Origin of the sequence: Lysobacter helvus (assembly GCF_018406645.1) — a bacterium.
Taxonomy (GTDB): Bacteria; Pseudomonadota; Gammaproteobacteria; order Xanthomonadales; family Xanthomonadaceae; genus Noviluteimonas; species Noviluteimonas caseinilytica.
This window is the reverse complement of the sequence record NZ_AP024546.1, coordinates 866,672-884,843: the sequence shown is the minus strand read 5'-3', so window position 1 is coordinate 884,843 and position 18,172 is coordinate 866,672. Positions and strand designations below refer to the sequence as shown.

Sequence of the window (18,172 nt, the reverse complement as noted above, 5' to 3'; positions counted from 1 at the left end):
CCGGTTCCGAGGGCCTTCGAAACCTTACACACAGGGGTGGTGTTATGCGCGTGTCTCTTCTCGCGGCGTCTCTGCTCGCCGGCCTCGCGGTCGGCTGCACGGCAGAACGCGCTGCTTCTCCCACTACCAAGATCGGGCAAGCCGGTACGGCCAGCCCGCATGCCCGGGTCGCCTCGGCGATCGGCGGCCATTCGTCGGTCGCGACCTATCCCGACCGCGGCACGCTCTTCGGCTATGACGCCTCCCGGCCGGCGATCCACAAGGCCACGGGCACGTGGTATCCCGTCCAGGTCAGCGAGGCGCACGCCTTGCAGGCGATCGTCGACGGCGGCATGACGATCCAGGGCCCCAACGGTGCGCCGATCCGCCTGGCCTACCAGCGCCATGTCGAGCATGCCGACGGCAACTGGACGTTCATCGGTCGTCCCGAGGGCGCTGCCCCCGGCAACGATGCGGTGATCACGTTCGGACCCAAGGCCGTGTTCGGCACGCTGCCGAACGGCAAGGGCGCGCCGCTCGAGCTGACGATGTCGGCGGGCCACACGTACCTCGTCGACACCGACGAGACGAAGCTCTCCACCGCGCAGCCGTCGGCCGACGACGTCATCGTGCAGAACCAGATCGCGCAGGCCGCGCAGGCCGTTTCCAGCCAGCGTGCCGCCGGGATGAGTGCCGAGCAGATCACCGCCAACGGCACGACCGTCGACGTGCTCATCGGCTACACCAATGGCTTCGCCGCCCGCTACGGTGGCCAGTCGCAGGCCAACACGCGCCTGCAGAACATGGTGGACATCGCCAACCTCGCGTATTCCGACAGCCAGGTCGACGGCCAGATCCGCGTGGTCCACACGATGCAGGTGACCTACCCGGATGCCACGTCCAACCGTGACGCGCTGTTCGAACTGACCGGCCAGCAGTGCACGTCCGCCCCGGGCGGCCAGTTGCCGGACGGTGGCGTGAACTGCAACTTCGTCGGGCAGCCGGCGTCGCTCGAATCGCTGATCTCGGCGCGCGACCAGTACGGCGCCGACCTCGTCACCCTCGTGCGCACGTTCCAGTTCCCGGAAAACGGCAGCTGCGGCCTGGGCTGGTTGATCGGCAACTCGCAGACGCCGTTCGGCGCCGACAGCGCGAACCTCGGCTTCAGCGTCGTCAGCGATTCGGAAGGCACTGTGTACACGGATGAAGGCAACAACTGCCGTTCCGAAACGCTTGCCCACGAACTCGGCCACAACATGGGCCTGCAGCACGACCGCGAATCGGCGGCGGGCAACGACGACACGAACAACGACCAGAACCTGCTGGATCCGGAAGAATTCGGCCGCTTCCCGTATTCGTTCGGCTACAGCACGGATTCCACGCACGGCAACTTCTACACCGTGATGGCGGTGCGTCGTACGGGCCAGACCGGCTACCGCGTGTTCTCCAACCCGAACATCACCTTCTGCGGCGGCCTGCCGTGCGGCGTGGCCGACGTGGCCGACGATGCGCGCGCGCTGCGCCTGACCATGCCGATCGTGGCGACGTTCCGGGCGACGGTCGCCGCGGCACGTGCGCGCGACGACTTCGACGGTGACGGCAAGTCGGACATCTACTGGCGCAACACCGCCAACGGCTTCAATGCGCTGTGGCAGATGAACGGCACGACGATGATGGCGAGCACGTACGTGCACCGCGAGACGGACCAGAACTGGCAGGTGGTCGGTTCGGGCGACTTCAACGGCGATGGCCACGCGGACATCCTGTGGCGCAACCGCGTCACCGGCGAAAACTGGCTGCACGTGATGAACGGCACGCAGATCGTCCTGGCCCTGTCCGGCCCGCTGACCACGGTGGGCGACCTCAACTGGCGCATCGTGGCGCGCGGCGATTTCGACGGCGACGGCAAGGCCGACATCTACTGGCGCAACGCGGTGACGGGCCAGAACGCCCTGTGGCTGATGGACGGGCGCACCGTGCGTTCGATCAACTACCCCTACCGCGAAGCCGACCTGAACTGGACGATCGTGGCCGCGGGCGACTTCAACGCCGACGGCAAGGCCGACCTGTTCTGGCGCAACACCGCGACCGGCCAGAACTACCTGCAGTTCATGAACGGCGTGACCGTCATGCAGACCTCGCAGCCCACCACGACCGTCAACGACTTCAACTGGAAGATCGCGGCCATCGACGACTTCAACGGCGACGGCAAGGCGGACGTGTACTGGCGCAACTCGGTCTCGGGCGCCAACGTGCTGTGGACGATGAACGACGCGACGCCGAGCATGCAGACCGTGTACGTCGAGAGCGACCCGCATTGGCGCGTGGTCGACAGCGGCGACTACAACGGCGACGGCAATGCCGACGTCGTGTGGCGCAACAACACCACCGGCGAGAACTACATGCAGCTGATGTCCGGCGCCACCGTGCTCTCGGGTCAGGCCCTGCCCCGCGTGCAGGAACTGGAGTGGACGATCACCGGCGGCGTGCAGTAAGCGTCGAGGGTTGAAGCACCGGGGTGCCGCGCGCAAGCGCGGCACCCTTTTTCTTGCCTGCTTCCCTCGCTAGAGGTTCTGGTAGTTCGGCCCCGAGCCGCCTTCCGGCGTGACCCACGTGATGATCTCGTACGGGTCCTTGATGTCGCAGGTCTTGCAGTGCACGCAGTTCGCGCTGTTGATCTGCAGGCGCTTGCCGGAATTCGCCGGCCCATCCGGGTCGTCGACGATTTCATAGACGCCCGCCGGGCAGAAGCGCGTGCACGGGTTGCCGTATTCGGTCGCGCAGCGCGTCACGCACACGGTGGTGTCGTGCACGACCAGGTGGACGGGCTGGTCTTCGTCGTGTTCGGTGGCGGCGAAGTACACGCCGGCCAGGCGATCGCGCGGGGCGAGGTCGCGCGCCACGTACTCCTGTTCGACGGCGGCGCGCTTGTCCGCTTCGTGCGCACCGACCTTGTCGATCGAGCTCCAGTCCGCCTTGTTCTTCAGCGTCCACGGCGACAGGCCGCCGGTCAGCGTTTCCCATGCGGCGTTGAGCAATCCGAACCACAAGCCTTTCTTGAAGCCCGGCTTGATGTTGCGCACCTTGCGCAGTTCATCGCCGACCACGGACGCGCGCAGCTTTGCGTCGAAGCCGTCGGGCGAGAGTTGCGACGCCGCCAGGTGTTCGGCCGCGAGCATCGCCGAGCGCATCGCCTGGTGCGTGCCCTTGATCTTCGGCACGTTGAGCAGGCCCGCGGTGTCGCCGATCAGCAACGCGCCGGGCATGTCGCACTTCGGCAGCGATTGCCAGCCGCCCGTGACGATCGCGCGCGCGCCGGCCGAGACGATCGTGCCGCCTTCGAGCAACGCCTTCACCGACGGATGGTTCTTCCATTGCTGGAAGGCTTCCCACGGCTTGTACTGCGGATCCTTGTAATCCAGGCCGCTGATGTAGCCGAGCGCGATGCGGCCCTTGTCGAGGTGGTACAGGAAGCTGCCGCCGTAGATCTTGCTGTCGGCCGGCCAGCCGAGCGAATGCACGATCTTGCCGGGCGACACGCGTTCCTCCGGCACCTGCCACAGTTCCTTGATGCCGATCGAATAGCCCTGCGGATCGGCATCGCGCGCGAGGTCGAAGCGCTTGATCAACCGCTTGGTGAGATGGCCGCGCGCGCCTTCGGCGAGCACGGTGACCTTCGCGCGGATGTCGATGCCCTGCGTGAACCCCGGCTTGTGCGCGCCGTCCTTCGCCACGCCCATGTCGCCGATGCGCACGCCGGCCACGCGGCCGTCGTCGTCGTGCAACGTTTCGGCGGCGGCGAAGCCCGGATAGATTTCGACGCCCAACGCTTCGGCCTGCGGCGCCAGCCACGCGCACAACGCGCCGAGGCTGACGATGAAGTTGCCGTGGTTGTGCATCTGCGGCGGGACCATCGGCGCCTTGATGGAACCCGTCTTCGTGAGAAAGAGGAATTCGTCTTCGGCGGCCGGGATGCAGATCGGCGGCGGGTTGTCGCGCCAGCCGGGGAGCAGCTCGTCGAGCGGGCCCGGTTCGATCACCGCGCCCGACAGGATGTGCGCGCCGATGGTGGAGGCCTTCTCGATCACGCACACCGAGAGGTTCGGATCGAGCTGCTTGAGGCGGATCGCGAAGGCCAGGCCCGCGGGGCCCGCGCCGACGGTGACGACGTCGTACTCCATCACGTCGCGTTCGATGTCAGACATGCCGGCCTCCATTGGATCGCGGGATTTTACCCGTGCTAGCGTCCGGCGCATGGGAATGCAGGCCATCGAGCTTCCGGGCGCGGACCTGGCGTTCGACCCGGACTGGTTGCCGGGCGACGCGGCCACGGACCTGTTCACGCGCCTGCGGCACGGGATCCCGTGGGAATCGCACCGCATCCGCGTGTACGGCCGCGAGTTCGACCCGCCGCGGCTGAGTTGCTGGATCGGCGATCCCGACGCGCGCTATCGCTATTCGGGCCGCTGGTTCGAACCGCGGCCGTGGATGCCGGACCTGGCCGCGTTGCGCGACCGCCTGGCCGCCGAACTCGACGTGCCGTTCAACAGCGTGCTCGCCAACCTCTATCGCACGGGCCGCGATGCCATGGGCTTCCATCGCGATTCGGAACCCGAACTCGGCGATGCGCCGGTGATCGCGTCGATCAGCCTCGGCGCGGAACGGCGCTTCCGCCTGCGGCCGTACGCGAAGCACGCCGTCGCCGGCGCGCATTCGCTGTCGATCGATTTGCCGCACGGCAGCCTGCTGGTGATGCGGGGCACGACGCAGCGGCATTACCAGCATGCGTTGCCGAAGACGGGGCGCGCGGTGGGCGAGCGGATCAACCTGACGTTCCGCCGGATCGATCACTCCTCCGGCAACAACTCCAGCGCCATCACCAACGCATCCTCGCGACCGTCGCGCGCCGGGTAGTAGCGCGGGCGGCGGCCGATCTCGTTGAAGCCTTCGTCGTGGTACAGCGCGATCGCCGGGCCGTTGGACGGGCGCACTTCGAGGAACACGCGATGCGCGCCGCGGCCGCGCGCGAGTTGCATCAGCGCGCGCAGCAAGCGGCGGCCGTGGCCGCGGCCCTGCACTTCGGGCGCGGTGCAGAGGTTCAGCACGTGTGCTTCGTCGGCGGCGACGCTGAGCACCGCGTAGCCGATGATCGCGCCGTCCTCCACCAGCACCCACGCCGGATGGTTGGCGAGCAGGCAATCGCGGAACACGCCCTGCGTCCACGGGAACGCATACGCGCGCTGTTCGATCGCGATGACCGTGGGCAGGTCGGCCTCGCGCATCGGGCGCAGGCTGGGCGCGGGCGCCCGATCGACGGTGACGGCGCTCATCCGCGCGATGCCTTGCGCAGTGCGCGCAATGTGGGCCAGAGCGCGCGCTTGGCAGCCGGGGTGTGCAGGTGTTCGATCGGCGGCAGCGCCGGCAGTTGCGCGACGCGCGACTTCGCCGCGTGGGCGAGGGCGCGCAGCAACGGCGGCGCACCGGCATCGGCGGCGTCCGCCGCTTGCGCGGCGAGCGCATCGCGATCCTGCGCCGCATACACGACGTGCCCGAGCGCCTCGAGCATCTCGCGCTGGAACGGATCCCACGGCAGCCGGGCGTCGCTCATGCGGGCTCGGGCGCGATGCGCCGGCGCCGGATCCACAACACCGGCCCGGACAGTGCATACAAGGTGGTCGCGGCCAGCAGCACGCGCGGCGGATCGATCCACAACGCGATCAGCACCGCGACCGCGATGAGCATCGCCACGAACGGCACGCGTTCCGCGCGCGGTCCCTGGCCCGAACCCTTGAAGCTGTTGTAGCGCACGCGACTGACCATCAGCAGGCCCGCCACGATCGTGACACCGGCGGCGGCGTAGCGCATCTCGCTGCCGCTGAAGCCCAGGTCGTCGAAGGTCCACACGAAGCTGGCCATCAGGCCCGCGGCGGCGGGACTGGCCAGGCCGATGAACCAGCGCTTGTCCACCTGGCCGACCTGGCTGTTGAAGCGCGCCAGGCGCAGCGCCGCGCACGCGGCGTAGAGGAACGCGACGAGCCAGCCGATCTTGCCGAACACCGCGCCATCCAGCTTCATCGCCGACAGCGCCCAGTGGTACATCACCAGCGAGGGCGCCATGCCGAAGCTGACGAGGTCCGCCAGCGAGTCGTACTGCACGCCGAACTCGCTCTGCGTGTTGGTCATGCGCGCCACGCGCCCGTCCACGCCGTCGAGGATGGCCGCGATGAAGATGGCCACGCACGCGTGTTCGAACTTCCCCTGCGAGGCGGCGATGATCGCGAAGAACCCCCCGAACAGGCCGCCGGTGGTGAAGAGGTTGGGCAACAGGTAGATGCCGCGGGCCCTGGGGCGCGCCGTTTCGGTCGACTCCATCATGTGACCGAGTTTAGCGCTTGGCGCGCCGCCGCTTGCGCGACCCCGTCGGCGGTGCTGCAATCGCCGCCACCTTCGCCGGAGTGACCCCAATGAACGCCGCAGCCCGCACCGTGCTGGCCACGTGCATCGCCCTGGTGGGCCTTTCGACGATGGCGCCCGCCTCCGCGCAGGCCGTCTACAGCTGGAAGGACGACAAGGGGGTCACCCACTATTCCGACGCGCCGCCCGCCAAGGGCGCGGCGAAGAAGCGCGAACTCCACGCGCCGGCCCCGGCCACCGCGCCCGTCGTGGCCGCGAAGACCGAGGCCAAGGCCGACGGCAAGCTGGACGAGAAGGCCCAGGCCGAAGCCAACGCCACCGCCGCGAAGGCCCAGGCCGAGAAGCTGGCCGCCATCCGCGCCGCCAACTGCAAGACCGCGCAGTCCAACCTCGCGATGCTCCAGCAGACCGCCTCGCCCGTGGGCGTGGACGCCAACGGCGACGGCAAGATCGATTCGGAATACAGCGCCGAGCAGCGCGCCGCGCAGACGCAGTCCATGCAGGCGGCCGTCGCCTCCAACTGCGCGCAGTAAGGCACATGGAACTCCGGCCGGCCTGGATCCTCCTCGGCCTGGCCGGCGTCGCCGCGCTGGCCTGGTACGCCGCGCGCGACCCGTCGGCGGACAGCGGCCCCGCCGCCGAACGCCGCGACGCCGCGATCCGGGCCAACGCCGAAGCGGCCTCCGATGCCGGCGTCCTGTATCGCTGGCGCGACGCCCACGGCGTCCTGCAGATCACCGACACCCCGCCGAAGGGCCGCAAGTACGAGCGCGTCGAACGCGACGCCCCGCCCGCCATCGAGGTCCACGGCGAGCGCGAGTGACCCGCGGCCGGCGGGCCCCGCGCGCAAGGCATGGCAAACTGCGCGCTTTCCGCAAGTCGAAGTCCCCCCGATGCGCCTGTCGCAGTTCCACCTCCGTACCGTCAAGGAAACCCCCGCCGACGCCGAAGTCATCAGCCACCAGCTGATGCTGCGCGCGGGCATGATCCGCAAGCTCGCTTCCGGCCTGTACACGTGGTCGCCGCTCGGCCTGCGCGTGCTGCGCAAGGTGGAAGCGGTGGTGCGCGACGAAATGAATCGCAGCGGCGCGATCGAACTGCTGATGCCGTCGGTGCAGCCGAAGGAACTGTGGGAAGAAACCGGGCGCTGGCAGAAGTTCGGCGGCCAGCTGCTGAAGATCCAGGACCGCAAGGACGCCTGGTACTGCTACGGCCCCACGCACGAAGAAGTGATCACCGACTTCGCGCGCAATGAACTGGCGAGCTACAAGCAGCTGCCGGTCAATTTCTACCAGATCCAGACGAAGTTCCGCGACGAGATCCGCCCGCGCTTCGGCGTGATGCGCGCGCGCGAATTCCTGATGAAGGACGCGTACTCCTTCCACGTCGACGAAGCCTCGCTCGCCGACGAATACCGCAACATGTACGACACCTACGGCCGCATCTTCACCCGCCTCGGGCTGAAGTTCCGCGCGGTGTTCGCCGACACCGGCGCGATCGGCGGCAGCGCGTCGCACGAATTCCACGTGCTCGCCGATTCCGGCGAAGACGCGATCGCGTTCTCCGACGGCTCCGATTACGCCGCCAACGTCGAACTCGCCGAAGCGAAGGCGCCGGGTGCGCGCGCCGCGGCGTCCGAATCCCTGCGCAAGGTGGAGACGCCGACGCAGAAGACGTGCGAAGACGTCGCCGCGTTGCTGGGCATCGGGCTCGATCGCACGGTGAAGTCGGTGGCGCTGATGGGCGACGACGGGTTCGTGCTCGCGCTCGTGCGCGGCGACCACGTCGTCAACGAGATCAAGTTGTCGAAGCTCCCGGGCCTGGCCGAATACCGCCTGGCCACCGAAGCGGAAATCCTCGAGCACCTCGGCAGCGAGCCGGGCTTCCTCGGCCCCGTCGCGCCGCGCAAGGCGATCACCGTCGTCGCCGACCGCACGGTCGCGGCGATGCACGACTTCGTCGTCGGCGCCAACGCCGCCGGCTTCCACATCGCCGGCGTCAACTGGGTCCGCGACCTGCCGGAACCGGCGCACGTCGCCGACATCCGCAACGTCGTCGCCGGCGATCCCTCGCCCGACGGCCACGGCACGCTGGGCCTGGCGCGCGGCATCGAGGTGGGGCACGTGTTCCAGCTCGGCCAGAAGTACGCCGAAGCGATGAAGTGCACCGTGCTCGACATGGGCGGCAAGGCCACCGTCCCGTACATGGGCTGCTACGGCGTGGGCGTCTCGCGCATCGTGGCCGCCGCAATCGAACAGAACCACGACGAGAACGGCATCCGCTGGCCCGAGGCGATGGCGCCGTGGCAGGTCGCGGTGTGCGTGATCAATCCGAAGAACGACGGCGACGTCGCGGCCGCGGCCGAAACGCTGCACCAGGACCTGCTGGCCGCCGGCCTGGACGCGGTGCTCGACGACCGCGGCCTGCGCCCGGGCCAGATGTTCGCGGACATCGAGCTGATCGGCGTGCCGCACCGGGTCGTGGTGTCCGAGCGCGGGCTTGCGGCCGGCACGTTCGAGTATCGTGCGCGCACGGCCTCCGAAGCCGAGTCGCTGGACCGCGCCACGCTGATGGCGCGCCTGGGCGCCTGACACAAAGAATCCCCACCTCGCGGAGATTGCTGCATGTCCATCGACCTCAACGGCTTGTCGGCGAAGGAACTCGACGCGCTCATCGCGCAGGCGAAGAAGCGGCGCACCACGCTGGTCAAGCGCAAGCCGATCGCGCTGGTCCGCCAGAAGCTCACCGCGCTCGCGCGCGCCGAGGGCTACACGGTCGCCGAGTTGTTCGGGGGCGCGGCGCCCGCCGCGAAGAAAACCAGCGCGCCCGCGCAGTCCACGGGCCGCAAGTCGACCAAGGGTTACAAGCTCGGCAAGGTCGCGCCGAAGTACCGCAACCCCGCGGACCCGAGCCAGACGTGGGCCGGGCGCGGGCAGCAGCCGAAGTGGATGTCCTCGCAGATCGCCGGCGGCAAGAAGCTCGACGACTTCCTGATCAAGTGATCAGAGGTTGCGGCGCGCGCTGACCAGCAGGTTGCCGAACAGCAAGCCCGCCACCAGCGCCATCAGCGTGTTGAGCACCGCGATCGCGGCATCGCCGCCGGCGCCGACATCCTGTTGCTGCACCAGGTTCATCAGCCCGCGCAACGCGAGGCTGCCGGGCACCAGCATGATGATGCCGGGCACGCGCACCAGGGCGCCCGGCCGTTCCGCCCAGCGCGCATAGGCATTGCCCGCGGCGGACGTCACCAGCGCGGCGAGGAACACGCCGGCCGTCCCTTCGAACGCCTGGCTGCCGAAGCGCGACACCAGGTACCCGGTCGCCGCCGACAACATCACGATCCAGTAATCGCGGCGCGCGGCGCGGAACAACACTGCGAACGCGAACGCACCCACCACCAGCGCAAGGCCTTCCACCCATTCGGGCTGCGGGCGCGACGCGCGCACTTCCGCCGAGATCCCCGAGAACTGCGCGAGCTTGAACGCGATTGCCGTGCCGATGGCGAGCTTCAGGACCGTCGTCAGCGCACCGGCGAACCGCGCCGTGCCCGACACGAGGTGGCGGCTGGTGAGTTCGTTGACCGCGTTGGTGAGCGCCATACCCGGCAGCAGCACGATGAGCGCGGCGATCACCACCGTGTTGAGGTTCAACGGTGCGATGAGATGCGAGACCGCGATGGCGACGATGCCGGCGATCACGCCCGCGACGGCATCGCTTGCTTCCTGCAGGCGCGGGCGATGGTGCGAGGCGAGTTCGAGCACGCCGATCAGCAGGCCGATCAGGGCCGCGGTCGCGATGTCGAGCCACGGCAGGCGCAGCAGGCCCGCGACCGCGCCCGACGCCAGGCCGAAACCGAGCACCTGCATCGCGCGGCCACGCCAGCCCGCGGGCTTGTGGAGCGCGCGCAGTTGCGCATGGCCTTCGGCGATGCCGACGCGCCCGGCCATCACGTCCTCGGCGATGCGGTCGGCTTCGCACAACTTGTACAGGTCGGTTTCGCCGGGGGCGAGGCGGATGACGCGCGTGGTGTCCAGCAAGCCGGCGGGACCGCGCGGATCGCTGAAGGACAGGATCATGCCGGTGGGGTTGGACCACGGTTCGCAGTCCAGCCCGATGCGTTGCGACACCGCGACGATCGCGCCTTCCAGGCGTTGCGCCGTCGTGCCGTAGGCGTGCAGGTGTTCGGCCACTTCCAGCACGAACGCGATGCGTTCGGCGTAACCGGCGCCCGCGTCCGCGCGATGGCCGCCGGCCGGGGCCTGCGGCTCGGATGGGGGCGAGGGCGCGTTGGCGTGCGTCATGGGGGCGAAGCATGGCATGGCACGTGGTGTGTAGGGTCGTGCACGCGCGTGCACCATGGGGCTGTGTATGCTCCGCCGCAGCGAGGGGACCCATGCGCGACAACGACCGCCTGCCGGAGAGCCGACCGCCCGAGCTGGCCACCGATGCCACCGATGGCACGCGACTGCGCCTGCGCGGCGACTGGACGCTTGCGCACGCGCTGGCGATGGGCGAGCGCCTGCGCGCGGTGCCCGAGGGCGTCACGGCGGTGGACGCGGCCGACATCGGCCGCCTGGATTCGGCCGGCGTGCTGCAGCTGTTGCGCTTCGCGCGCCGGCATTGCCTCGAGCTGGACGTCTTCCGTTTCCGCGACGACCACCAGCCGCTGGTGGACGCAATCGAGGACGTCGCCGACGACCGCCCGAAGAAGAAGCGCGAATACGGCGTCAGCGCCGCGCTCGCGCGCCTGGGCTTCGCGGTGCAGGACAACTGGCACGAGATCCTCGCGCTGGTCGGCTTCCTCGGCGAGAACCTGCTGAAGTTCGGCCGCATGCTCGCGCAGCCGCGGCGCTTCCGCCTCACGTCCACCGTCTACCACATGGAACAGGTGGGCCTGGACGCGGTGCCGCTGGTGTTCCTGCTCGCGTATCTCGTCGGCGCGGTGATCGCGTTCCTCGGCGCGAACATCCTGCGAGACTTCGGCGCGGAGATCTACGTCGTGGAACTGGTGAACGTCGCGTTCCTGCGCGAGTTCGCCGTGCTGCTCACCGCCATCATCCTCGCCGGCCGCACCGCCAGCGCGTTCACCGCGCAGATCGGCGCGATGCAGGCGCGCGAGGAGATCGACGCGATCCGCACGCTCGGCATGGACCCGATCGACCTGCTGGTGATGCCGCGCATCATCGCGCTGCTGGTGATGCTGCCGCTGCTGACGTTCATCGCGATGATCGCCGGCATCCTGGGCGGCGCGACGGTCGGCGCGTTCAACCTCGACATCCCGCCGCAGGCGTGGCTCTCGCGCATGGACGCGACGATCGAACTGCGGCATTTCCTGGTGGGGCTGTCGAAGGCGCCGATCTTCGCGCTGATCATCGGCCTGATCGGGTGCCTGGAAGGCCTGCAGGTGAAAGGCACCGCGCAGTCGGTCGGCGAGCGCACCACCTCCAGCGTCGTGCAGTCCATCTCGCTCGTGATCGTGCTCGACGCGATGATGGCGCTGTGGTTCATGAACATGGATATCTGACGTGACCGACGAGGACATCATCATCCGCGTGCGGGGCCTGGTGAACCGCTTCGGCGAACAGGTCGTGCACGACGGCCTGGACCTCGACGTGCGCCGCGGCGAGATCCTCGGCGTGGTCGGCGGATCGGGCGCGGGCAAGTCGGTGCTGATGCGCTCGATCCTCGGCCTGCGCATTCCCGACGAGGGCGAGATCGAAGTGCTCGGCGTCGATGCGCGCAGCGAAGACGACGACGTGCGCCTGGTGATCGAACGCAACACCGGCGTGCTGTTCCAGGACGGCGCGCTGTTCTCATCGCTCACCGTCGGCGAGAACGTGCAGGTGCCGCTGAAGGAGCACCACCCCGACGTGCCCGACTCGCTGCGCTACGAACTGTCGCTGCTGAAAGTGAAACTGGCGGGCCTGCCCGCCGATGCGATCGAGAAGCTGCCGTCGCAGTTGTCCGGCGGCATGCGCAAGCGCGCGGGGCTGGCACGCGCGCTGGCGCTCGACCCGCCGCTGCTGTTCCTCGACGAACCCACCGCCGGCCTGGATCCGATCGGCGCCGCCGCGTTCGACGAACTGATCCTCACGCTGCAGCGCGCGCTGGGCCTCACCGTGTTCCTGGTCACGCACGACCTCGACACGCTCTATGCGATCTGCGATCGCGTGGCGGTCATCGCCGACCGCCGCGTGGTCATCAATGCGCCCATCGAGGAAGTCGAGCAGTTCGACCACCCGTGGGTGCGCGAATATTTCCACGGCCCCCGCGCCCGTGCCGCCCGCCCGGCGACCACGGTGCCCGCACCGGCCCCAGGAGTCTGACGATGGAAACCAAGGCCAACTACGTCCTGATCGGCGCGTTCACCATCGCGATCAGCATCTTCGGCCTGCTGTTCGCGTTGTGGGCCGCCAACTGGTCGTCCGAGCGCGAATGGAAGAATTACCGCGTCGTGTTCAACGAAGCGGTGACCGGCCTGTTCGAAGGCGGCAGCGTCCGCTACAACGGCATCAGCGTCGGCACGATCCAGCGCCTGCGCCTGGCGCCCAACGATCCGCGCAAGGTGATCGCCGAAGTACGCATCAGCGCCGACACGCCGATCAAGACCGACACGCACGCGAAGATCTCGCAGGACGGCCTGACCGGCCCCACCTTCATCCAGCTCAGCGGCGGCAGCCCGAATGCGCCGCTGCTGGCAAGCAACGATCGCGACATCGTCCCGACCATCGCCACCGAACCCTCCGCGCTGCAGAACATCGCCGACACCGCCAACCGCCTGGTCACGCGCATGGACGAGGTGCTGAGCGAGGAGAACGTGCGGCGCATTTCCGATTCGCTCGACAACATCCAGAAGCTCACCGGCGCGGTCGCCTCGCAGAAGGAAGACCTCGGCCAGCTGATCGTCAACGCACGCGAAGCCAGCGAACAGCTCAAGGTGACGCTGGTGACCACCAACGGCGCCGTCGAGCGCCTCGACAAGGACGTGATCCGCCAGTTGCCGCAGCTCGTCGACAAGCTGGACCGCACGCTGGTGCAGCTGGAGTCGGTGAGCAGCAACGCCAACGCGATGATCGCGGAGAACCGCGCGCCGCTGGCCAACTTCACCCAGAACGGGTTGCAGCAGGTCGGACCCGCGCTGACCGAACTGCGTGGCCTCGTGCGCGACCTGCGCCGCGTCGCCAGCCGCCTCGACAACAATCCGGCCGGCTACGTGCTCGGCCGCCAGCAACCGAAGGAGTTCGTGCCCGAATGAACCACGCCATCCTGACGCGCACGGCCCTGGTCCTGGCGCTGGCGTCGCTTGCCGGTTGCGGCATCGTGCCGAAGAAGGAACCCATCGCGTTGTATTCGCCCGAGGCGACGGTGCAACCCGATCCGTCCTGGCCGAACGTGCGCTGGCAGTTGCAGATCACGCGCCCGCACGCCAACGAGCTGATCGATTCGCCGCGCATCGTGGTGCGTCCGGCGACGGGCGAACTGCAGGTCTACCACGCCGCGATCTGGGCCGAGCCCGCACCGGACCTGGTGCAGGACGCGGTGCTGCGCGCCTTCGAGGACAGCGGGAAGATCCAGGGCGTCGGCCGCCGCGGCACGGGCATCGCCGGCGACTACGAACTGGCGCTCGACCTGCGCCGGTTCGAATCCGACTACGCCGGCGGCGCCACGCCGAACGCCGACATCGAAGTGGTGGTGAAACTGATCGCGCCGCGCACGAACAGCGTCATCGCGACGAAGACCATCCGCCAGCGCGTGCCCGCGGGCGGGACGGCGGTGGGCGCGGTGGCCGCGGCGTTCGACACGGCGCTGACGAACGTCGTGCAGGACATCGTCGGCTGGACGTTCATCGAAGCGCAGAAGTACGACGTGGCCCATCCGCGGCCGCCCGTCGTCAAATGACTACGTGGCGGCTTCCGGCGCCGCCGCGGGGACGCGCTTGCGTTCCTTCTTCGCCAGCATCGGCTTCTCGACGAAGTGCCACGAGGCCATCGCGAGCGGCAGCGTGCCCAGCGTCGCGAACAGGATCATCCGCTCCGGCGTGATGCCCGGCACCAGCGCCACCAGCATCTGCTGCACCGGGAACGCGTAGATGTAGATGCCGTAGCTGTAGTCGCCGAACCGGTTGAAGCCGCGGACGAACCCGCGCGGCACGTAGGCGAACCACAGCACGATGTACGTGATGACCAGCGGGTAGACCCAGAAGAAATACTTCGGCACCGCGGCGGCGGCGACCAGCGGCAGGGCCAGCGCGATCGCGATCGACGTGCGCATCGGGATGCGCGCGCGGAACAGCCAGAACGCCGCGCCGCAGAAGAACATGAAGAACAGGCGGAACGTGTGCCAGTGCTTGTAGCCGTACAGGTGCGACGCCCAGAACGACAGCAGCATCAGCGTGGTGCCGATCACGATCATCCGCGCGAACGAGCGCAGCTGCTTGTGCTTCGCGGCCGAGGCGGCCCACCACACCAGCGCGAGCAGCAGGTAACTGCGCAGCTCGAACGGCAGCGTCCACAGCGACCCGTTGATCACCTCGTCCATCGGGTGCCCGTCGAACACGCCGGGCAGCTTGAACTTCACGCCCGTCAGGATCGTGGAGTCCTTGAGGATCAGCTTGTAGACGTTCGCATCGGTGAAGTAGTCGTGCAGCGACCACGTCGTGAACACGGGCCCCAGCACGAACGCCAGCAGCAGCGACATCACGATCAGCGCCGGGAAGATGCGCAACGCGCGCGCCTTCACGAACGCCTTGAAGTTGTCCAGGCGCAGCAGGCTCGCGCACACGAGGAACCCGCTGGTGACGAAGAACACGTCCACCGCCACGCCCGCCGGCGTGTAGCCGAGCCACCGCACCCACGGTTCGTGGTTCTGCGGACCCAGCGTGATCGCGTAGCTGTGGCTCCACAGCACCGCGAACGCCGCCAGGAAGCGCACGAGGTTGAAGTTGTTGTCGCGCCCGACGGCGTAGTCCGACAGCTTCATCGTGGAAACGCGCTGCGCCTCAGGCCAGGCGCGCGCGCTGGGCGGCGAGGGCGTCGCGCTGCGCGGTCCATTCGGCCAGGCGCGTGCGCTCCTGTTCGACGACGGCCGCCGGCGCGTTGGCCACGAACGTCTCGCTGGCCAGCTTGTTGGTCGACTTCGCCAGTTCGCCTTCGACGCGCTTGAGCTCCTTGTCCAGGCGCGTGCGTTCGGCGCCGAGGTCCACCAGGCCCTCCAGCGGAACGAACAGCTTGAGTTCGCCGACGAGGCCACCGGCCGACGCCGGCGGTTCGCCGTCGATCCATTCGATGCGCTCGATGCGGTTGAGGAAGCGCAGCGGGGCATCGAAGCGGGCGATGCGCGCGCGATCGGCGGCGGTGCCGGCCTGCAGCAGCAACGCGATCTGCTTCGCGGGCGACACGCCGAGTTCGCTGCGGATGCGGCGCAGGCCGGAGACCATCGCCTTCAGCCATTCCACGTCGGCCTCGGCCGTCGCGTCGCGCGGGAAGTCCTGCGCTTCGGGATACACCTGCAGCGAAATCGTCGACGCAGCGATCGACAGGCGCGGCGCCACGCTGCGCCACAGTTCCTCGGTCACGAACGGCACCAGCGGATGCAGCAGGCGGAGCAGCGCCTCGAGCACGTGCAGCAGCGTGTGGCGCGTGCTGTCGGCCGCGGCGGCGTCGCTGCCGTTGAGCGCGGGCTTGGCGAGCTCGACGAACCAGTCGCAGAACTCGTTCCAGGCGAACTCGTACAACGCCTGCGCGAGCAGGTCGAAGCGGTAGGCGGCGAAGTGCGTCGCGGCCTGCGCCGACACCTCGGACAGGCGCGCGAGGATCCACTTCTCCGCATCCGTCACCGGCTGCGGCGCGCCGTCGAAGGTCTTGCCTTCGGTGTTCATCAGCACGAAGCGCGTGGCGTTCCACAACTTGTTGCAGAAATTCTTGTAGCCCTCGGCGCGGCCGAGGTCGAACTTGATGTCGCGGCCGGGGCCGGCCAGCGCCGTCATCGTGAAGCGCAGCGGATCGGCGCCATGCGCGACGATGCCGTCCGGGAATTCCTTGCGCGTGGCCTTCTCGATCTTCGGTGCGTCGGTCGGCTTCATCAGGCCGGTGGTGCGCTTGGCGACCAGGCTTTCCAGCGAGATGCCGTCGATGATGTCGATCGGGTCGAGGATGTTGCCCTTCGACTTCGACATCTTCTGGCCGTCCTTGTCGCGGACCAGGCCGGTGATGTAGACGTCGCGGAACGGCACGCGCCCCGTGAAGTGGTCGGTCGCCATGATCATGCGCGCGACCCAGAAGAAGATGATGTCGAAGCCGGTCACCAGCACCGAGGACGGCACGTAGCGATCGAAGCCGAGGTCGGCCATCTTCGCTTCGTCCGGCCAGCCCATCGTGCTGATCGGCCACAGCTGCGAGGAGAACCACGTCTCCAGCACGTCGTCGTCCTGGCGCAGCAGCACGTTGGTGCCGAGCTTGTTGCGCGCGCGCGCGTCCGCTTCGTCGCGGCCCACGTAGATGTTGCCGTCGGCGTCGTACCACGCTGGGATGCGATGGCCCCACCAGAGCTGACGGCTGATGCACCAGTCCTGGATGTTTTCCATCCAGTGGCGATAGGTGTTGATCCAGTTCGGCGGGACGAATTGCACGTCGCCTTTCTCGACCAGTTCCATGCCGCGCTTCGCCAGGCCGTCCATCTTCACGAACCACTGGTCCGTCAGGTACGGCTCGATCACCTGGCCCGTGCGATCGCCGCGCGGCACCTGCAGCTTGTGCGGCTTGGTCTCGAGCAGCAGGCCCAGCGCTTCGAGATCGGCGAGCACCGCCTTGCGCGCGACGTAACGATCCAGCGCGCGGTACTTCTCCGGCACGTTGTCGTTGGTGGTCGCGTCGGGCGTGAAGATGTTGATCAGCGGCAACTGGTGGCGCTGGCCGACGAGGTAATCGTTGAAGTCGTGCGCGGGCGTGACCTTGACCACGCCGGTGCCGAACTCGCGATCCACGTACGCATCGGCGATGACGGGGATTTCGCGATCGGTCAGCGGCAGCTTCACCATCTTCCCGATCAGGTGCGAATAGCGTTCGTCGTCGGGATGCACCATCACCGCGGTGTCGCCGAGCATCGTCTCCGGGCGCGTCGTCGCCACCGTCAGCGTGCCGCTGCCGTCGGACAGCGGATACGCGATCGACCACAGCGACCCGTCTTCTTCTTCGTTGGCGACTTCGAGGTCGGAGATCGCGGTCTTCAGCACCGGATCCCAGTTGACGAGGCGCTGGCCGCGATAGATCAGGCCTTCCTCGTGCAAACGCACGAACGACTCGACGACCGCATCGGCCGCCATCGGATCCATGGTGAACACGCTGCGCGACCAGTCGCCCGACGTGCCGAGGCGACGCATCTGGCGTTCGATGGTGTGGCCGCTCTGTTCGCGCCACTCCCACACCTTGTCGATGAAGCCGGCGCGGCCGAGGCCGTCGCGCGTCAGGCCTTCGCGGCCGAGGTTGCGCGCGACCACCATTTCCGTCGCGATGCCCGCGTGGTCGGTGCCCATCTGCCACAGCGCATCGAAGCCGCGCATGCGGTGGTAGCGCACCAGCGCATCCTGCAGCGTGTGCTGGAACGCGTGGCCCATGTGCAGCGTGCCGGTGACGTTCGGCGGCGGCAGCAGCACGACGTAGGGCTTGCCTTCACCGCGCGCGCGGAAGACGCCCGCGTCTTCCCACTCCGCGTACAGGCGGGATTCGAACGAAGCCGGATCGTAGCTGGGGGCGAGGGTGTCGCTCATCGGTGCGTGCTGCCT

At 68.4% G+C, this 18,172-nt stretch carries 17 protein-coding genes; 10 read left to right on the top strand and 7 right to left on the bottom strand.

The annotated features are described in order from the left end of the window. The first annotated feature begins 44 nt into the window (after positions 1–44). Positions 45–2,474 carry an FG-GAP-like repeat-containing protein gene (locus LYSHEL_RS04405; protein ID WP_213436061.1) on the top strand — a complete coding sequence of 810 codons (2,430 nt, stop codon included), beginning with the start codon at positions 45–47 and terminating at the stop codon, positions 2,472–2,474. A gap of 69 nt (positions 2,475–2,543) precedes the next feature. Here the strand turns inward: LYSHEL_RS04405 and LYSHEL_RS04400 are convergent, their stop codons facing one another. After that, on the bottom strand, positions 2,544–4,184 hold the full coding sequence (locus LYSHEL_RS04400; protein ID WP_244858664.1) for an electron transfer flavoprotein-ubiquinone oxidoreductase: 1,641 nt from the start codon (positions 4,182–4,184) through the stop codon (positions 2,544–2,546). A gap of 49 nt (positions 4,185–4,233) precedes the next feature. On the opposite strand from LYSHEL_RS04400, the gene LYSHEL_RS04395 reads away from it, so the two are divergent. Continuing rightward, positions 4,234–4,893 (top strand): alpha-ketoglutarate-dependent dioxygenase AlkB family protein, encoded by a 660-nt coding sequence (locus LYSHEL_RS04395; protein WP_213436057.1) that lies wholly within the window; start codon positions 4,234–4,236, stop codon positions 4,891–4,893. Here the strand turns inward: LYSHEL_RS04395 and rimI are convergent. The 3 genes from rimI to pssA are packed head-to-tail and all read right to left on the bottom strand — an operon-like array spanning position 4,827 to position 6,351. Beyond that, positions 4,827–5,309 carry a ribosomal protein S18-alanine N-acetyltransferase gene (rimI, locus tag LYSHEL_RS04390; protein ID WP_213436055.1) on the bottom strand — a complete coding sequence of 161 codons (483 nt, stop codon included), beginning with the start codon at positions 5,307–5,309 and terminating at the stop codon, positions 4,827–4,829. The two genes, LYSHEL_RS04395 and rimI, sit on opposite strands and share 67 nt — an antisense overlap. Further along, a complete protein-coding gene (locus LYSHEL_RS04385) occupies positions 5,306–5,587 on the bottom strand; it encodes a hypothetical protein (protein WP_213436048.1) in 282 nt (93 codons plus the stop codon). The genes rimI and LYSHEL_RS04385 overlap by 4 nt, the downstream gene beginning before the upstream one ends. After that, complete coding sequence (gene pssA, locus LYSHEL_RS04380) at positions 5,584–6,351, bottom strand: CDP-diacylglycerol--serine O-phosphatidyltransferase (protein WP_213437581.1); 768 nt, start codon at positions 6,349–6,351, stop codon at positions 5,584–5,586. Before pssA ends, LYSHEL_RS04385 begins: the two co-directional genes overlap by 4 nt. A 92-nt stretch (positions 6,352–6,443) precedes the next feature. Between pssA and LYSHEL_RS04375 the strand changes: the two genes are divergently transcribed. The 4 genes from LYSHEL_RS04375 to LYSHEL_RS04360 all read left to right on the top strand — a co-directional run bounded on the left by LYSHEL_RS04375 (position 6,444) and on the right by LYSHEL_RS04360 (position 9,395). Next, positions 6,444–6,926, top strand: a complete 483-nt coding sequence (locus LYSHEL_RS04375) for a DUF4124 domain-containing protein (RefSeq protein WP_213436046.1) — start codon at positions 6,444–6,446, stop codon at positions 6,924–6,926. A gap of 5 nt (positions 6,927–6,931) precedes the next feature. Then, positions 6,932–7,216, top strand: a complete 285-nt coding sequence (locus tag LYSHEL_RS04370; protein ID WP_213436044.1) for a DUF4124 domain-containing protein — start codon at positions 6,932–6,934, stop codon at positions 7,214–7,216. Between the two features lie 70 nt (positions 7,217–7,286). Continuing rightward, positions 7,287–8,984 (top strand): proline--tRNA ligase, encoded by a 1,698-nt coding sequence (locus LYSHEL_RS04365; RefSeq protein WP_213436042.1) that lies wholly within the window; start codon positions 7,287–7,289, stop codon positions 8,982–8,984. A gap of 33 nt (positions 8,985–9,017) precedes the next feature. Beyond that, positions 9,018–9,395 carry an H-NS histone family protein gene (locus LYSHEL_RS04360; protein WP_213436040.1) on the top strand — a complete coding sequence of 126 codons (378 nt, stop codon included), beginning with the start codon at positions 9,018–9,020 and terminating at the stop codon, positions 9,393–9,395. Here the strand turns inward: LYSHEL_RS04360 and LYSHEL_RS04355 are convergent, their stop codons facing one another. Further along, positions 9,396–10,694, bottom strand: a complete 1,299-nt coding sequence (locus LYSHEL_RS04355; protein WP_213436038.1) for a threonine/serine exporter family protein — start codon at positions 10,692–10,694, stop codon at positions 9,396–9,398. Between the two features lie 92 nt (positions 10,695–10,786). Between LYSHEL_RS04355 and LYSHEL_RS04350 the strand changes: the two genes are divergently transcribed. Genes LYSHEL_RS04350 through LYSHEL_RS04335 form a run of 4 tightly spaced genes read left to right on the top strand, consistent with a single transcriptional unit; the run spans position 10,787 to position 14,292 of the window. Further along, a complete protein-coding gene (locus tag LYSHEL_RS04350) occupies positions 10,787–11,917 on the top strand; it encodes an ABC transporter permease (protein WP_244858662.1) in 1,131 nt (376 codons plus the stop codon). Next, positions 11,910–12,719 carry an ABC transporter ATP-binding protein gene (locus LYSHEL_RS04345; protein ID WP_213437579.1) on the top strand — a complete coding sequence of 270 codons (810 nt, stop codon included), beginning with the start codon at positions 11,910–11,912 and terminating at the stop codon, positions 12,717–12,719. The genes LYSHEL_RS04350 and LYSHEL_RS04345 overlap by 8 nt, the downstream gene beginning before the upstream one ends. A gap of 2 nt (positions 12,720–12,721) precedes the next feature. Continuing rightward, complete coding sequence (locus tag LYSHEL_RS04340; RefSeq protein ID WP_213436034.1) at positions 12,722–13,648, top strand: MlaD family protein; 927 nt, start codon at positions 12,722–12,724, stop codon at positions 13,646–13,648. Continuing rightward, positions 13,645–14,292: an ABC-type transport auxiliary lipoprotein family protein gene (locus LYSHEL_RS04335; RefSeq protein ID WP_213436032.1), complete on the top strand. Its 648-nt coding sequence runs from the start codon at positions 13,645–13,647 to the stop codon at positions 14,290–14,292. Before LYSHEL_RS04340 ends, LYSHEL_RS04335 begins: the two co-directional genes overlap by 4 nt. Here the strand turns inward: LYSHEL_RS04335 and LYSHEL_RS04330 are convergent, their stop codons facing one another. Together LYSHEL_RS04330 and LYSHEL_RS04325 are read right to left on the bottom strand one after the other, a co-directional pair. Continuing rightward, complete coding sequence (locus LYSHEL_RS04330; RefSeq protein WP_213436030.1) at positions 14,293–15,372, bottom strand: acyltransferase family protein; 1,080 nt, start codon at positions 15,370–15,372, stop codon at positions 14,293–14,295. A gap of 19 nt (positions 15,373–15,391) precedes the next feature. Continuing rightward, a complete protein-coding gene (locus LYSHEL_RS04325; RefSeq protein WP_213436028.1) occupies positions 15,392–18,157 on the bottom strand; it encodes a valine--tRNA ligase in 2,766 nt (921 codons plus the stop codon). Between the last annotated feature and the right edge of the window lie 15 nt (positions 18,158–18,172).